The 15984-nt window shown below is 54.6% G+C and carries 16 protein-coding genes and 2 tRNA genes; 8 read left to right on the top strand and 10 right to left on the bottom strand.

Annotated features, from left to right (window positions below; all coding sequences use genetic code 11):
- Window positions 1–3: 3 nt before the first annotated feature.
- The 5 genes from IK012_RS09145 to IK012_RS09125 form a co-directional block, all read right to left on the bottom strand.
- On the bottom strand, window positions 4–1458 hold the full coding sequence (locus tag IK012_RS09145; RefSeq protein ID WP_290953469.1) for a sigma-54-dependent Fis family transcriptional regulator: 1455 nt from the start codon (window positions 1456–1458) through the stop codon (window positions 4–6).
- A gap of 22 nt (window positions 1459–1480) precedes the next feature.
- A complete protein-coding gene (locus tag IK012_RS09140; protein WP_290953466.1) occupies window positions 1481–2629 on the bottom strand; it encodes a serine/threonine protein kinase in 1149 nt (382 codons plus the stop codon).
- The gene (locus tag IK012_RS09135; RefSeq protein ID WP_290953462.1) at window positions 2626–3354 is read right to left on the bottom strand and encodes a tetratricopeptide repeat protein; all 729 of its coding nucleotides are present in this window, start codon (window positions 3352–3354) and stop codon (window positions 2626–2628) included. The genes IK012_RS09140 and IK012_RS09135 overlap by 4 nt, the downstream gene beginning before the upstream one ends.
- A gap of 150 nt (window positions 3355–3504) precedes the next feature.
- Complete coding sequence (locus tag IK012_RS09130) at window positions 3505–3939, bottom strand: DUF3332 family protein (RefSeq protein ID WP_173343742.1); 435 nt, start codon at window positions 3937–3939, stop codon at window positions 3505–3507.
- A 67-nt stretch (window positions 3940–4006) separates the two neighbouring features.
- Entirely contained in the window at window positions 4007–4396 is a 390-nt protein-coding gene (locus tag IK012_RS09125) for an NUDIX domain-containing protein (RefSeq protein WP_290953459.1), read from the bottom strand.
- Between the two features lie 199 nt (window positions 4397–4595).
- Between IK012_RS09125 and IK012_RS09120 the strand changes: the two genes are divergently transcribed.
- Window positions 4596–6017, top strand: coding sequence for an extracellular solute-binding protein (locus tag IK012_RS09120; RefSeq protein WP_290953456.1), 1422 nt, complete (start codon window positions 4596–4598; stop codon window positions 6015–6017).
- Window positions 6018–6026: 9 nt separating this feature from the next.
- On the top strand, window positions 6027–7754 hold the full coding sequence (locus IK012_RS09115; protein WP_290953452.1) for a diguanylate cyclase: 1728 nt from the start codon (window positions 6027–6029) through the stop codon (window positions 7752–7754).
- Window positions 7755–7808: 54 nt separating this feature from the next.
- On the opposite strand, the gene IK012_RS09110 is transcribed toward IK012_RS09115, so the two are convergent.
- The 5 genes from IK012_RS09110 to IK012_RS09090 form a co-directional block, all read right to left on the bottom strand.
- A tRNA-Pro gene (locus IK012_RS09110) sits at window positions 7809–7882 on the bottom strand.
- A gap of 99 nt (window positions 7883–7981) precedes the next feature.
- Window positions 7982–8713 carry a hypothetical protein gene (locus IK012_RS09105; RefSeq protein WP_290953449.1) on the bottom strand — a complete coding sequence of 244 codons (732 nt, stop codon included), beginning with the start codon at window positions 8711–8713 and terminating at the stop codon, window positions 7982–7984.
- Window positions 8714–8733: 20 nt separating this feature from the next.
- The gene (locus IK012_RS09100) at window positions 8734–9426 is read right to left on the bottom strand and encodes an HAD family hydrolase (protein ID WP_290953446.1); all 693 of its coding nucleotides are present in this window, start codon (window positions 9424–9426) and stop codon (window positions 8734–8736) included.
- Between the two features lie 20 nt (window positions 9427–9446).
- Window positions 9447–9641 carry a hypothetical protein gene (locus IK012_RS09095; RefSeq protein WP_173383583.1) on the bottom strand — a complete coding sequence of 65 codons (195 nt, stop codon included), beginning with the start codon at window positions 9639–9641 and terminating at the stop codon, window positions 9447–9449.
- A gap of 7 nt (window positions 9642–9648) precedes the next feature.
- On the bottom strand, window positions 9649–10689 hold the full coding sequence (locus IK012_RS09090; protein ID WP_290953443.1) for a hypothetical protein: 1041 nt from the start codon (window positions 10687–10689) through the stop codon (window positions 9649–9651).
- A gap of 41 nt (window positions 10690–10730) precedes the next feature.
- Between IK012_RS09090 and miaB the strand changes: the two genes are divergently transcribed.
- The 6 genes from miaB to IK012_RS09060 all read left to right on the top strand — a co-directional run bounded on the left by miaB (window position 10731) and on the right by IK012_RS09060 (window position 15975).
- Window positions 10731–12053, top strand: coding sequence for a tRNA (N6-isopentenyl adenosine(37)-C2)-methylthiotransferase MiaB (gene miaB, locus IK012_RS09085; protein WP_290953435.1), 1323 nt, complete (start codon window positions 10731–10733; stop codon window positions 12051–12053).
- Between the two features lie 169 nt (window positions 12054–12222).
- A complete protein-coding gene (locus IK012_RS09080; protein ID WP_290953432.1) occupies window positions 12223–13083 on the top strand; it encodes an SPOR domain-containing protein in 861 nt (286 codons plus the stop codon).
- A gap of 63 nt (window positions 13084–13146) precedes the next feature.
- A tRNA-Leu gene (locus IK012_RS09075) sits at window positions 13147–13230 on the top strand.
- A 24-nt stretch (window positions 13231–13254) separates the two neighbouring features.
- Window positions 13255–13998 carry a hypothetical protein gene (locus IK012_RS09070; RefSeq protein WP_290953429.1) on the top strand — a complete coding sequence of 248 codons (744 nt, stop codon included), beginning with the start codon at window positions 13255–13257 and terminating at the stop codon, window positions 13996–13998.
- Window positions 13999–14007: 9 nt separating this feature from the next.
- Window positions 14008–14355 (top strand): aspartate 1-decarboxylase, encoded by a 348-nt coding sequence (gene panD, locus IK012_RS09065; protein ID WP_173343755.1) that lies wholly within the window; start codon window positions 14008–14010, stop codon window positions 14353–14355.
- A 105-nt stretch (window positions 14356–14460) separates the two neighbouring features.
- The gene (locus IK012_RS09060) at window positions 14461–15975 is read left to right on the top strand and encodes an SPFH domain-containing protein (protein ID WP_290953424.1); all 1515 of its coding nucleotides are present in this window, start codon (window positions 14461–14463) and stop codon (window positions 15973–15975) included.
- The last annotated feature ends 9 nt before the right edge of the window (window positions 15976–15984 follow it).

The raw sequence follows: 15984 nt of genomic DNA, 5'->3' as shown, positions 1-15984 counted from the left end.
CCATCAGTTCTTAAAATCTTCTTTCTTCATGCCCAGACGCTCCATGACCTCGCGGAGGACCTTGCGGTCAATCCCGAGGATCGTGGCAGCCAGAGTGAGGTTCGCGTTGCTGTCCTGCAGGGCGCGCGCAATCACTTCGCGCTCCACGGCCTCACGCGCTTCCTTCAGCGTACGGGGGCTTTCCTTAGCCTCCTTCTGCACGTCGTCTAGCCCGATATCCTTGGGCTGTATAACGCCGTGCACCGCCTGCACCAGGCCCTTCTGGATGCGGTTTTCGAGCTCGCGCACGTTGCCCGGCCAGTGGTAACCCAGCAGCGCCTTCTCGGTATTGCGGCTCATCTTGAACTTGCCGCGGCCATATTCCGCACCGTAGCGCTTGATGAATTCCTCGGCGAGCAGCACCACGTCCTGCCCGCGCTCGCGCAGGGGCGGAATGGAAAGCGGCATCACCTGGATGCGGAAGTACAAGTCTTCGCGGAAACGCTTCTCGCGGACCGCGGCCTCGAGATCCACATGCGTCGCCGATATCACGCGCACGTTCACCGGAATTTCGCGGTTGTCGCCAACGCGGGTGATATGCTTTTCCTGCAACACGCGCAGGAGTTTCACCTGCATGCTCATCGGGAGTTCGCCAATCTCGTCAAGGAAAATCGTGCCGCCATCGGCCTCCTCGAAAAATCCCTTGCGGGTATCGATAGCGCCGGTGAACGAGCCCCTCGCATGCCCGAACAGGAGGGATTCTATCAGGTGCTCGGGAATGGCCCCGCAATTCACCGCAATGAACGGGCGGTCGGCACGCGGGCTATGGTTGTGGATAAAGCGCGCGAACACCTCCTTGCCCGTTCCGGTCTCGCCGCGGATAATCACGGGCAGCGGGAGCAGGGCAAGCTTTTCGGCAAGCGCGACCAGGTCGGCCATCACCTTGCTCGAATAGAAGATGCCGTCCTTACGGACAACATTTTTCAATACATCCAGGGATTCCTTGTCGCGCAGGCGGTCATAGGCGGCAAAGGCAAACTTTTCACAGACGCTCACGAACGAATCGAACAGCTGGCTGTCTTCTTCGGTAAAGGGTTCCTCTCGCGCGGCGCGCTGCAAGTACAGGTAACCCGATTCGCTGTCGGGAGTGCTGAACGGCGAAACCATGATGCTCGTAAGTTGGTTCTGGACAATGGACTTCGAGAGGTCGGCCCCGTCGTCGTCGAGCTGGTTCCACACGACGGCGCGCCTTTCGGACTTCGCCTGCTTCACCGCCGAAATGGAAATACTCACCTGTTCAGGGTTAGAAAAATGGAGCGGGTTCTCGCCCGAAATATCGAGCACGGCAGCGTCCGCATGGAGCACGCCCTTCGCCACTTCGAGTATCTTAGAGAAAAGGTTCTCGGGCTGTTCCTCGTCGAGCAGCGTCTTCACCACATCGAGCATCTTTTCAGTCGCAAGCATCGATTCCGTTTTCATTCTGCAACTACTCCGTTCAAGTTTACTCGTCCGTTACACCGTCTTCAGCGACACCTTCAAGTTCGGGCGTAGGCAGGGTTTCGAGCAACTTTCCCGAAACACCGCTGTCGCCGCCCGAGGAATCCTGCGTCTCGTCCGCAATCCCGTCAAGCGACCTGGATTTCTGCAAGATGGAGGCACCGGTATCGTCGATAGACGGCCCCCCGCGCGAAAACGCGAGGAACAGAACAACAAACAACAATATAACACCTAAAATACAAGCTAACGCGACCCGTTTCCGCCCCCCTGTGGGCTTAATCACCGCAAATTCAACGGGAAGGGCGCATATGTTTTCGGAACCGTTACCAATCGTTCCGATTTTTTCGGCGAGGGCGGCGACAGTGCGCGCCCGCAGGGTTTCCCACGCGACACTCCCGCCGGATACCTTCCCGAAGGCGATTTCCAGCAGTTCGTCCAGTTCGTCGAAATCCTCCACGCGGTCTTCCGGGTCGGCACGCAAAAGCCCCTTCCACAAGGGTTCCAGGCTCGAAAGCGCTTCCGCATCCACGCCCCTGCCGTACAGGAGCGATGCCGGGTCGAGGCCGTCCACCTGCGATGCCGCCTGCGCATATGACTCGAAGGAATCGCCCACGACAAGATCCTCTCCCGCGACCAAGCGGTACAGGAGCATGCCAACGCTATAAAGGTCGCTCTTTTCGTCGGGCGCGTGGCCCTGGAAGCGTTCGGGAGCAGCGTATGCGGGAGCCCCCAGCCCCACGATGCCACAGTCGATAACCACCGGCGTTCCGTCGGCACAGACAATCACGTTCGAAGGATTCAGGTCCCCGTGATGCACTCCGCACGACGCCAGCGCGGCCAGCGCCCGCACGACATCACGTACAAGCGAAATCGCGAATGCGACAGGCAGAGCGCCCAGTTCCCCCACGGGAACTCCATCCACGAAATCGTACACCAAGTAAGACCGGCCGGCCTTCTCGCCCGTCTCGCGTACCCGATAGACACCCCGGTCGTGCACCTGGGGCAAAACCTCTATTGCGGCAGCGTCGAACTTCACGCCCGCGGCGTACCACTTGAGCGCATAATCCCTACCCTGCGAAACGACCTTGAAAATCTCGGCCTCGCCGCCCCTGTGGAGCATAGCGCACTGGCTCACTCCGGCAAGGATGCTCATAGTTCGCCTGCCCGCACCATCGCGCCGAGCGAATCCTCGGCAACCCGCGTCCAGCGGGAAAGTTCAGCATCTTCGGGGAGCGCCTCGTGGCCCATCGACCAGATGTCCCACGCAGAACCGATATCGCCCTCGGCCCAGTAGAGGTTGCCAAGGTTCAGGTAGGCCGAAGAGAACTTCGGTTCCTTCGTCACGATAAACGCGTAAATCTTTTTCGCCTCGTCGATGCGCCCGAGTTTCGCGAACAGGAGCGCCTTGAGGTTGTAGCTGAAATAGTTCGCGCTATCCAGCCGGATAGAATGATCCAGAAGCGGGAGCACGTTCGCACGCCCGTCCTTGTAGAGCGTCGCACGCGCCAGGTAGAACAGCGCGGTAGAATAGGTCCCGGAAATGCTTTCGGTGGAATCGACCTTCGAGAGGATGCGGAACTCGTTCACGGTCTTTTCCCACATGTCAAGCGCAGGCTGCTTGAGACGCTCCTTGTCTTCGGCGATGGAGTAGTAGGCAAGCGCAAGGCCGTAGCGGGCATCGCGATTCGCCGGTTCGTCATCGAGCGCCTTCGAGAAGTTGGTCACGGCACGGTCAAAATCGCCGATGCGCAGGGCGGTATTCCCCCGCTCCACGCTCCGCTCTACACAGGCAGAAAACACGGCAGCCGCAAGCAGCAGCGCCGCCGCGCATAAAATACGCGAAAAAAGATGTGTTCGATGCCAAACACGCCTGCTCATACCCCCAAAATACATTAAAAAACGGGGAAATGTGGACATAGTCGCAAAAAACTGCATTTTTTTGTGAGAAAAACGGCCGTGTACAAGCGCCAACCAAAAAAGAAACCCCAGCGCAAAGCCGGGGTCCCGAAATTTCGTTGAAGAAACGAATTACTTTTCGATGTCGTACTGAGCGACGAGTTCGCCGTTGGCGTCGAGGGCGCGGACGACGTTTTCATCGCGCTGGAGGATGAGGTTGGCCTTTTCACCCTTGGCGGACGTGAGTTCGACAGAGAGGGAGCCATCTTCGTTCTTCACGGCGGCAATGGAGTTGCCCTGAGCGTCCTGCTCATAGTAGGAGTCGCCGGAAGCGAGCGGGTTGGAGCCAGTCCAGAATTCAACAGTGTTGAGGACGAGGTAGTCGATGAAGTATGCGAAGCCGTAAACCGGGATCACATGCATGCCGAAGTGCACAATGGAGTTGAGCCACTTGTTGCCAAGGGTTCCGTTCCACTTGTGGAGCTTGCCGAACAGAGCGTTGCTACCATAGCAACCAGTGAGAGTAATCATGCCTGCGCAAACGAGAGCAGCGATACCTTTTTTCATTTTTGTACTCCTTGAGGGGTTGAGTTTATCGTTTTACGACAGAAAAAATATAACTAAAAAAAAGATTTTAAACAGAAACTTTCGAAAATTTTTCGATTTTCTTGATAATCGTCACCGTATCCGGAAAGAGCCTGAATTTTCGTAACTTCTTGAAACTCACCCACTTAGCGCAGTCATACCCCGTCAAGGCGGGCTTCTTCTCGCCAAAATCCGCAAAAAACGGGAAAATACGGCAATTTTTCTCGCATTGGGAGTCGAAGGCCCCCAGGGGGCGATGCGAGCGCAGCTTTACCGTGAGCCTGTCGAAAAAAGCATTCTCGAGGGTATCCTCGAGGGTCTCGTCGCCTTCTACCTCCCCCACGGGGAATTCCCAGTACCCGGCATAGGGCACGCCCGCAGGCCTCCTGCATATAAGAAACTTTCCTTCGCGTTCGGCAATCCCGCAAGAAACTAGCATAAAAGCCCCGTTTTTCGTATTTTATGGTGGATAATGTACAAATTATTATTTATTTTAGGCAAGGGGAAGCAAAGGGATTGATATTCCGTCCCCAACTGGGAAAGGAAGAGATATGGTGCTTAGGTGTAGATTAATTACACTGTTTACAGTGATAGCCTTGACGCAGGCTTTCGCGGTTGATACCCTTAACATATGGATTATGCCAAACGGGGCATCGCCCCAACAGAAACTCGAGCAGGAACTCGAAGTTTTCACAGCCAAGACGCACATTCCGGTAAAGGTGAAAGTGCTCGACTGGGGCGAAGCGTGGAACCGCATTTCAAATACGCTCGAGACCGGTGAAGACACCCCCGACGTACTGCAGCTCGGCAGCACGTGGGTTCCCTACTTCGCGGCCCGCGGCGTTCTCAAGAACCTGAACGAGTACATCGACCAGATAGACTCCACACGTTTCGTTCCCGTTTCGTGGTACACCTCCCATATCGATGCCGACACGAACATCTACGCGATCCCTTGGTTTATCGACGCGAGGCCCGTGCTCGGCAACAAGCGCATCATGAAGAAATACGGGATAACTCCCCAGAGCATGCGCGACTACAAGGGATTCTCCGAAGCCATCCGCAAGGTGAACGAAGGCAAGGAACTGCTCGATTACGGCGCCAAGATCCGCGGCTACGCATTCCCGGGCAAGAGCGACTGGAACATACCCCACAATTTCGCTCCCTGGATATGGAGCTACGGCGGCAGGTTCGTCGAAAAAGACGAAAACGGAAAGTGGCACTCGCAGATCCTTACGGCGCCGACGCTCGAAGGCATCGCCAAATACCTTTCCTTCATCGTGGATTCGCTCGTATCCACCGAATCGCTGCAGTCCAATTCCGCAGAAATCGCGCAGCAGTTCAACAACGGCGAATTCGCCTTCATCGTGAGCACCGCAGAAATCGTGATGCAGACGCGCATCCACGGCTCGCAGGGAGGGCTTTCTGATGCCCGAATCGGGCAGGACAGCGTAACGGTTCTCCCCATTCCGAGAGGCACGGCGGGCAGCGTGAGCTTCCTCGGAGGTTCGGACCTCGCCATTCCCGCGAAGAGCACCAAGAAGGAAGCCATACAGTTGCTGCTATTCTTGACCGAAGACGCAAGCCTCGACGACTACACCAAGCAAATCGGGTTCCTGCCCGCATCCAAGAAGGTTCTCGAATCCTGGGCCGAAGACGAGACGTACAAGGATCTGGTCGCCCTGCTCGCAACCGGAAGGACCTACCCCGCGCTTCCCGAATGGGGAACCATAGAACAGACGCTCGTTTCCATGTTCAGCGCCGTCTGGGAACTGCTCGAAATCCCCGCGCTCTACTCCGAAGAAAAGCTGTACCGGATTTTCAAGGAGAAATCCGACATCATCGACGCCCAGTTAGGCTACACGCCCACGCACGCCATGACCTTCGCCGAATTCCAGGAAATCTGGAAAAATTCCATCGTCACGACCAACACCGCAAAACAAGAGACAGACCAAGAAAAGAAGCCCGAAAGCAAGGGCATCAATCCGACCCCGTATGTATTCTTCGTTGTCCTCATTCTCGGTTTCATTTTTTCCTATACCCGCAAAAGGAAAAAGAGGTAGGCTAGAGCTATGAGCAACAAAGTCCTAAAGCTTTCCAAGAGTATAATAGTCAGGAGCCTCCTGCTACTGTTATGTGCGCTGACCGCCGTCACCATCGGTGGCATGTACTACTTCGTGAACCGCCATACGCAGATGAACCTCGTATCGACCTTCGAGGCCAACAAGGTCCACCTGCAGCAGATGTCCACGGCCCTCCACAACGAGATGCAGCAGTTCGGCAACCAGCTCACCCTGCTCGCGAAGACATCCGAAATCAAGAGCATGGACCCGGCCATCGCGGCCGGCTACCTGAAGAGCTACAACATCTCCCCGCTGTTCATCTCGGGCGAAAAGATTTCCCTCTTCGACCGCAACGACAGCCTCATCTGCGACAACACCATGATCGTCTCGACGGCGACCAAGTATCCCATCGACTTTACGAAAATCACTCCGCACAGGCCCTACATCTCGGGATGGTACCGCGACCCCGACAACATGCGGCCCAAGCGCGCGTTCGCCACAGTCGTCGCCGACAACGCCAAGGGAAACGGAAGCCTTGTCGCCAGTTTCTCCGCGCAGAGGCTCTGGAAAATCCTCTCCGACAGCAAGGTCGGCAAGAAGGGCTACTACATCGCCATCAACTCCGAAGGCGAAATCATCTACCACCCCGACCTCGAGAAGTGGCTCGCCGACAATCACAAGATTTCGGAACTCGGCGTGAAGAACTTCAATCCGAAAAGCGAAGAAATCAAGAAAATCAGGTTCTTCACACTCACCGATGGTCAGGAATACCTCGCCAACTACGTTTACGATACCATCTACGACATCGGCCTGCTCTCACTGCAACCCAAGGAAGAAATAGACGAGCAGATTTCCTCACTCCTGCTCGTGAGCAAGGTCATGCTCGTCACGGCCCTCATCGCGATACTTCTCGTTTCTGTCTGGTTCTACCGCAAGCTCGTGCTCCCCATGACCAAGCTCATCGTCCACACCATCAAGATTTCCGAAGGCGACATCGAGGCAGAAGACATCGACTTCGGCAAGAGGCAAGACGAAATCGGCATCCTGGCGAAGCACTTCAACATCATGCACGGGACCATCAAGCGACAGATTGCGGAACTCAACGCTCATCGCGAGATGCTGGAACAGGAAGTGCGGGAACGGACGAAGGAACTCGAGGAAGCGAACAAGAAGCTCGACCTGATTTCGAGGACCGACGAACTCACGGGGCTCCCCAACCGCCGCGACATGCTGCGTACCATCGACAACGAGATCCAGCGCATAGCACGCACCAGGAAGCCGCTCTGCTTCATATTCATCGACATCGACCACTTCAAGAACGTGAACGACACCTACGGGCACGCCTGCGGCGACGAAGTGCTCAAGCAGGTCTCCGGCACCATCCGCAACCTGCTGCGCAAGTACGACGTGCTCGCCAGGTACGGCGGCGAGGAATTCCTCACGCTCCTCCCCGAAACGGACCTCATTGGCGCGAAGACCGTCGCAGAACGCTTCCGCAAGACCATCGAAGAGACGACCGTCTCCTACGGCAAGCTTTCCATCAAGGCGACCATCACGCTGGGCGTCGCGCTATACGACAGCGCCCTCGGAGTGGACAGGAGCATCCAGATGGCGGACCGTGCCCTGTACGAGGGCAAGGAAAGCGGACGAAACAAGGTCGTCGTCTGGGACCCCGCGCGTACCACTGAAGAAGACTACAAGGCGGCCGAACTCGAACGGGCCGCGAAGAACCAATAGCGCTTCAAGAAAATTGCAAATACAAAAAAGCCCGCCGTATGGCGGACTTTTTTATCGGGATGACTGAATTCGAATCAGCGACCTCTTGAACCCCATTCAAGCGCTCTACCAGGCTGAGCTACATCCCGAGGTTTTTCGTAAGAGTATGCCAAAGTTAGTTAAACTCGGGGCTTTTTTCAAGGTAAAATCCCGAAAAAACAATTTTTTTCGGGAAGTTCGAGACCGGACTACTCGTTCCAGTAGCCGACGACCAGCACCTCGGGGGTTGCCTTCGGGTACTTTTTACTCTTGAACGAAACGATTTTGCGAATGCTCTTCTGCTTGAGTTCCCAACCCTCGCGAGAAAGGCCCTTCGTCGAAAGCGTAACCTTCACTCCAGGCACCTTGCCGCCTTCCTTAATCTGGTCGAGCTTGTCCACATTCAGCATAACGTTCTTCGTCTTGATGGAGAACTGCTTGGCGGATTCCGGAGAGAGCGTGAGATCGGGGCGTGCCTTCTTGTCGGTCTCCCACACGTAGAACGTCCATTCACGCTTTTCGCCCGCCTTGTAGAAGCCTGCATCGAAGAGTTTCTCGCCGAAGAATATCGGCGCCTTCACAAAACCGTCGAGCGTCGCCGGATAAGGCGTGCCATCGTTGCCCACCAGCACCACAACAGGGTTAATCTTGCCTTCCATGCCGGCAAAATCCATATCGAATTCAATGGTAACGGCAGAATTCGGGGCAATTTTCGTCGGATACTTGAAGTTGGACAAGCCTATGCCCTGCCCTATCACGTTTTCAAGCGTAATTTCTTTCGCAGTGACATTCGCCCCCTTGATTACGATATGCTTGACATCGCCCTGGTCGGCATAACCAATCGGGTACGGATCCGGGACAAAACGGATGTCGTCGGCAGCAATGGCGGCCGACGCAGCAAAAGCAACAGCAAAAACAGGTGTGAAAATTTTTGAAATCATGTCCTTAAAATAGAAATTTTTCAGGAATTTGGAGTTACCGAAACCCGCATCAGCAAGTCGCACATTTCGGCATAGCTATGGACCACGTTCTCGGGATTCAGCGGGGAGAGGTTCTCCGGCTTTCCAAAACCGCAAAAGAGCGTAACGCAATCGACGCCGGCAGCGCGCGCCGCAAGGATATCGGGCTGGTCATCCCCCACCATGACGGTATTTTCACGGGTTTCGCCCGCCATTTCGATAATCTTCAGGAGTCCCGCGGGGTTGGGCTTGCGTTCGGGCGTAGTGTCCCCGCAAAGCATGAATTCGACGCTATCGCGAATCCCGAAATGCTCCAAAATTTTCAAGGCGGGCAGTTCCGGCTTGTTCGTGAGCATGGCAATGCGGGCTGGAGCCTTGCGCAAAAATTCCACGACACCCGGATTCGGGAGCGTGCGCTCCGTGCAATGCTCCCAATAAAATTGGGAATAGACCTTGTGAACCGCCTCCACCGTGATTCCCGTGCGGGCCATGTTCTCGGGGAGAGCCGCCTCCCCCATGCTCCGTTCGATAAGCTTCAGCGTTCCGTTCCCGATAAAAGTGCGCACACGCTGTTCTTCGTGTTCCGGGAGCCCGAAATGGCGCAGCGCATAATTCACCGCCACGGACAAATCACCGAGCGTGTTGAACAGCGTCCCGTCCAAGTCAAATACGATAAGGGATTTCTTGTGGAGCATAGCGCGCCAAATGTAGAAATTTAGCGGATAATTTCCATCTCGACGAGGAATCTATAAAAGCACAGGGCCGAGACGCCCAGAATGAACACCAGTACGATTACGAACTGCACCGGATGTTCATGAAAATCGTAGTCCGCCTTGCCGTACGAGAAACTCCCGCGGACAATCGCGCTTATGAACAGGGCAAGGAACAGAAGGGCAAGCAAAAGGGACATCGCAGGACTACTCAACACCGTAAAGGTTCTTCATCATTCCCGCCACTTCGGGGAAAATGCGTTCGTCAACAATAAAAGACTTCCAGCCATTTTTGAAAATAAACAGGCGAGCGCCTCTTTCATCGCGTTTTGTCTTATGCAGTTCAGACCTGTCGAACGAAAACGACTTTTCCCCGAAACGTGTGAAAAGCACAAACCTGTCCTTGTACCACCTTATCTCAAAAACATCCCTCAAATGATAAAAAGCATAGCCAACGATTACGGCGGCAAAAACACCAGCAAAAGCGGCCTTGCCCGTATCCGAAACAAGAACATTGTCAATGGCTATCAGCACGTTAAAAAGAAAGGCTACGACATACCAAACCATGCCGACGGGGCGTTTCAGCGGCTTGAATACCGCATAAACAGAGCCGTTTCCACCCTGAACAATGTCTTTCGGATTCAACTCATCGTAGATCTTGCATAACATCCTTGAAACTTCCGGGAAAGCCTTTTCACGAATAACTATAACCCGTCGTCCCTTTTTCAGGATAACGTTAAAACCATCGTCGTCAGAGGAATCGAACCCGCCAAACACCGATTTATCAAATGGGAACTCCGTTTCCCCATAGAACGTTTTTAAAATAAATTTATCCTTATACCATTTTATAGCAAAGATCGTTTTTGACACAAAGAAAAAACAAACCGCAAAGACAATACTCCCTAATAACCAGACAGGCCATAAGGGTTTCATTTCTTCAATAAAAAACAGCGCCACTACAAAGAACAAGAACAGTCCAAAATAAAGGAAGAGCCCAAATGCACTTTTTGCAAGTTCAGTCTTTGAAATTTTAAACTCAACAAAGTCACTCGTTCTTTGAGCAAAGTCCACCTCATCGGATTTTTCGAGAAAATCGAAACCATTTATATCGCCCTGATTTCGTTTCTGGACAGATCCTACTTTACGCTCAACTTCTTCAATGAGGCCATACTTCGGGTTCGGCGCATTGCACCACAGGCAACGAGGCATATCATCTTCGTACTTATCACCGCACTTAGGACAAATCATAAACAACCTTCTATGCCGTCAAATTTACTAAATTTGTGGATATGAAGAAATACCACTTGGCCACTTACGGCTGCCAGATGAACGAGTACGACTCGGCGATGATCGCCCAGGAACTCGACATGAGCGGTTGCGTTGAAACCAGCAATCAAGAAGATGCCGACTTCATCATCGTGAATACCTGCAGCGTGCGCGAAAAGGCCGAGGAAACCGCCATCGCCAACATCAGCAAGCTCAAGTACCTGAACAAGAAGAATCCCGACGTGAAAGTCGTCGTGTGCGGCTGCATGGCGAAAAACCGCGGGCCGGAACTGCTCAAGCGCCTCCCGAACGTGAGCTACATCGTGGGCCCGGACCAGTACAAGAAAATTCCGGAACTGCTGCTCGGCGACGCGCATAGCCCGCTGCACCAGACGCACCACAAGATGTTCATCGACGAGGACCTGAGCGAGAACTACCTCGGCGAATACGCGAAACTCCAGAACGACTTCAGCACGTTCGTCGCCATCCAGCGCGGTTGCAACAAGCGCTGCAGCTACTGCATCGTGCCGTACCTGCGCGGGCCCGAAAAGTACCGCGATATGGAAGACGTGCTCGCCGAAGTCCGCAAGGCCGCCGACAAGGGCATTACCGAAGTGACCCTGTTAGGGCAAACCGTGAACGCCTACAAGACGGAAGGCGGCAACTTCGCCGACCTCCTCACGAAAGTTTCCGAAATCGGGGGCATCCGCCGCATCCGCTTCACGAGCCCGCACCCGAGGCACTACACGAACGAGCTCATCGACGTATTGCTCAACAACCCGAAGGTCTGCCACTACGCGCACATCCCCATCCAGAGCGGCTCCGACGCCATGCTCAAGAAGATGCGCCGCCAGCACAACATGGAGCAGTACCTCTCGATTATCGAGCAGCTGCGCAGCAAGGATCCGTTCTACGGAATTTCCACCGACGTGATTTGCGGATTCGTGGGCGAAACGGAAGAAGATTTCGAGGCGACCCTCAAGGCATTTGAAACCTGCCAGTTCGACTCGGCGTTCATGTTCATCTACAGCCCGCGCAAGGGCACGGAATCGTACAAGGAAGCCGAAACGCTCACCGAACAGGAAAAGAACGAGCGCCACACGCGCCTCGTGGAACTGCAGAACGCCATCACGCTCAAGCGTAACCAGATGATGCTCGGCCGCACCGAGGAACTGCTGGTCGAAAAGAACTCCGTGCGCGACGAGACGGAACTGCGCGGCCGCACCGACAACTTCAAGAAGGTGGTTTTCAAGCCCGAAGAAGGTCAGATCGTGAAGCCGGGCGACTACGTGAAAGTTAAATTGGATGATATCAGGGGTTGGACGATTAGAGGAAAACTGGTCTAGATGTAGGAACGTGGGATAAGATATGAGGAACGATGGTTTAAAAACAATGTTCATGAACGCCCGTGCAGCTGCGGTTATTTTATCCGTTTTTTTCTGCACAAACTTATTCGCTCAGTCCTCAACGCCCGCTCCGCAATCCGCACCCGCAGATACGGAATCGGCAAACCTGATGGCCAAGGCCCAAAAGGCCTACGTCGCCGGCAACTGGAAAGAAGCCGCCGCGGCATACGAGGCCGCATGCCCCAAGGAACCTGATTCCGTGCGGGCGGAATGCTACCTGTGGAACGTACTCGCGCTCTCGCAAATCGGGGCCGCAAAGGAATTCAGCAAGGCGGGCAAGCGTCTCGACAGCCTCATCAACAAGACGAATCCCCAGAAGGCGGTTTACGCCGACCTGATGATGACCAAAGCGCAGTTCCAGCTGTACATGGGCCGCAACGAGAAGGCGGCCGAAGCGCTGATACACGCCATCGAGACGTCCCAGCCGCACCAGGCAGTCGTCCTGAAGAAAGTCTGCGCAGTCGTTCAGTCCAAAGTCAAGAACGCAACACTCGACGAAACCTGCAAGCGTTTAGACGAACCCCCGCCGCAGGTCGAACCCGCCCAACAGCCCTCCGCACCCGCAGAAAAAGCGGTACAATCCGTTCCGGAACCTGAGGCAAATACGGCTCAGGAAGCGAAAAAATCGGACGAAGCACCCGTGCAGGCAACCGCGGCGGCGACAAAACCCGCTGCACCGGCACCGGCGGTCCAACCTGCAAAAACAGAAAACTCGAAAGACAACCAGGAATACTGGATCCTGCAGCTCGGCGCATTCGGCGTGAGGAGCAACGCGGAACTCCTTGTAAACAACCTCAAGAAGCAAGGCATCAAGGGTTCCATCGAAGAACGCCAGGGCGAAACGAAAACGCTATTCCTCGTCCAGACAGGAAAATTCGAGACAAAGGAAAAGGCCACCGACTACGGAGCGCAGAAACTCGCGCCGCTCAACGTAGAATTTCGAGCCATCCTAAAAAAATCGTCTAAATAAGCCATTTTCGCCCAATTCTCCCTACAAAAAAGCGAAAATTGTTCTATATTTGTGTTACCCCAAGCCGGGGTGGTGAAATTGGTAGACGCGCCGGACTCAAAATCCGGTACTCGCGAGAGTGTGAGGGTTCGATTCCCTCCCCCGGCATTATAGGATAGGAGTCGGTACCCAATGTCTCTTTGGACCAAAATAGTATTAGCAGTGTTCCTTATCGGCACGATGTCTTTCGCGCAGTTCGATGATGAACCGTCCGGTGACGATTCTAGCGAGCAAACTTACTCGTATGGGGACGATGAATCCTCCAACGAATCTGAATCCACAGGGGAAAACGAATCCATTGGCGAAGCTACCGCTTCGGGGGACCAGTGGGAAGGTTTCCGCTACGAAGATCTCGGGCTGACCCAGTGGGAATTCCAGCAGGCGAAGGAGGAGGGCATTTCCCGCGACAAGCTTACGCGACTCGTGGAACTCGGCGTCCGTATTTCCGAATACCTTCAGAAGCCTTGGAGCAAGCTCGGAGTCAGCGAAGAAAACTGGCTCGCCCAGCGTTCGCAGGGTCTTGAAGATGCCGATATCGACCGTTCTTACAGAAACCACTCCGGCAACCAGGGTTATGCATACGTTTCCCTTCTCCTTCCGAGTTTCTATCAGTGGAAATTCGACCGCACCGTTAAGGCCATCTGGATGGATGTCCTTTGGGGTGTGAGCGCAGGCGTCACGATTTACCTCGCCGCCGACGGAAACAATGCCTGGTGGTACGGACTTATCGGTGTTGCAGCAGCCCATATCTGGTCGTTCGCCGATGCATTCTTCGGTACGCAGTGGGACAGCAACCCGGATGCAAACCGCTTCAGCTTCGGAATTCTCCCCACTCCCGACAAGGGCGTGCTCGGTGCATTCCAAGTCAAGTTCTAGACAAGCGCCATGCAGCTTGAACTCTTAAAATCAAAAATTCATCGTGCGACCGTTACAGACGCGAACCTCAATTATGAAGGCTCGATTACGATTGCGCGCGATCTGATGGATGCAGCCAACATCCTCCCCTTCGAAAAAGTCGGCGTGCTCGACGTGAACAACGGCAACCGTCTCGACACTTATGTTATCGAAGGCCCCGCAGGTTCCGGCGTCATTTGCCTGAACGGTGCGGCAGCCCGCCTGGTGCAGCCCGGTGACCTCGTAATCATCGTTGCTTATGCCACCATGAGCGAAGCAGAAGCGAAATCGTGGAAGCCCACCGTGGTCCACGTGAACGCGAAAAACGAAATCGTGTAACCAGTCGCTCTTTTTGCGCATTTTATCGAAAAAATTTCTGCCTGTCATTTCCTGGCAGGCTTTTTGTTGTATATTATGAAAGACCTAATAAGGAGGCATTAATTCATGCAAACTAGCATCATCGTCACAATCGCAGTCTGTGCGGTTGTTTTTCTCGCAATGATTTTCGTGATGTCGTACATCAAGGCGGCTCCGGACGAAGCCATCATCGTTTCCGGCTTACGCAAATTGCCGAAAGTCATTATCGGCCGCGCGGGTCTCAGGATTCCGTTCTTTGAACGTGCGGACCACCTTTCGCTACAGCTCATCCAGATCGACGTAAAGACGGGAAGCCCGGTCCCCACAAAGGACTACATCAACGTTTCCGTTGACGCCGTGGTGACGGCCAAGATTTCGGACAATCCGGATCGCCTGAAGTCTTCGGCCCAGAACTTCTTGAACAAGAAGCCCGAAGACATCCGCGCCATGATTGTCGACATTCTCGAAGGTAACATGCGTGAAATCGTCGGTCGCATGCAGCTCGTGGATCTCGTGGGCGACCGCAAGCAGGTTTCTGAACTCGTGCTCGAAAACGCCATTCCCGACCTCGAAAAGCTCGGTATCGTGGTGCAGACGTTCAACATCCAGAACTTCGAAGATGCAAACGGCGTCATCGAGAACCTCGGTGTCGACAAGACTTCTGCCATCCGCAAGGCGGCCGCCATTTCCAAGGCTAACGCCGAAAGAGATATCAGCGTGGCACAGTCCCAGGCCAAGAAGGATGCGAACGACGCCGCAGTCGCCGCAGAACTCGAAATTGCGCAGAAGCAGAACGATCTCGCCGTGAAAAAGGCCAACCTGCAAAAGATTTCGGATACCGAAAAGGCTATCGCCGACGCGGCCTACGAAATCCAGAAGCAGACCCAGCAAAAGGCCATCAACGTGGCGCAGGCCGAAGCCGAAGTCGCCAAGCAGGAAAAGGAAATCGAAATCCGTGAACGCATGGTCGCGGTGACCGAGAAGGAACTCCAGGCCCAGATCGAAAAGAAGGCCGAAGCCGACCGCCAGGCACAAATCCAGCGTTCCGAAGCGGAACTCTTCCAGCAACAGAAGGACGCAGAAGCCGCCCGCTACAAGGAAGAACAGCGCGCCAAGGCCATCAAGCAGATAGCCGACGCCGAAAAGGAAAAGGCATTCGCCGAAGCCGAAGCCACCAAGGCGAAGGCCATGGCAGAAGCTGAAGCCACAAAGGCGAAGGGCCTTGCCGAAGCTGAGGCCATCAAGGCGCAGGGTCTTGCCGAAGCTGAAGCGCTCAACAAGAAGGCCGAAGCCATGAAGCTCTATGGAGACGCTGCCCGCCAGGAAATGCAACTGAAGACCATCGAAAAGTACTTCGAGCAGATGCCGAGCATCGCCGCCGCCATCGCAAAGCCCATGGAAAAGATCGGGAATATTACCATGTACGGCGAAGGTAATACCGCCAAACTCACCGGCGATATCACCAAGACGCTCACGCAGGTCACGAACGGGCTCACGGATTCCCTCGGGATTGACCTCCGCACGGTACTCGGCTCCATGTTCGGCGCCAGGCTCGCGGGTGTAGCCAAGTCCGATACCCCGCAAGATTCCGGCAAGAAATAACGTTGATGC

This window comes from Fibrobacter sp. (assembly GCF_017551775.1).
GTDB lineage: Bacteria > Fibrobacterota > Fibrobacteria > Fibrobacterales > Fibrobacteraceae > Fibrobacter.
This window is presented reverse-complemented; position numbering and strand designations above follow the sequence as displayed.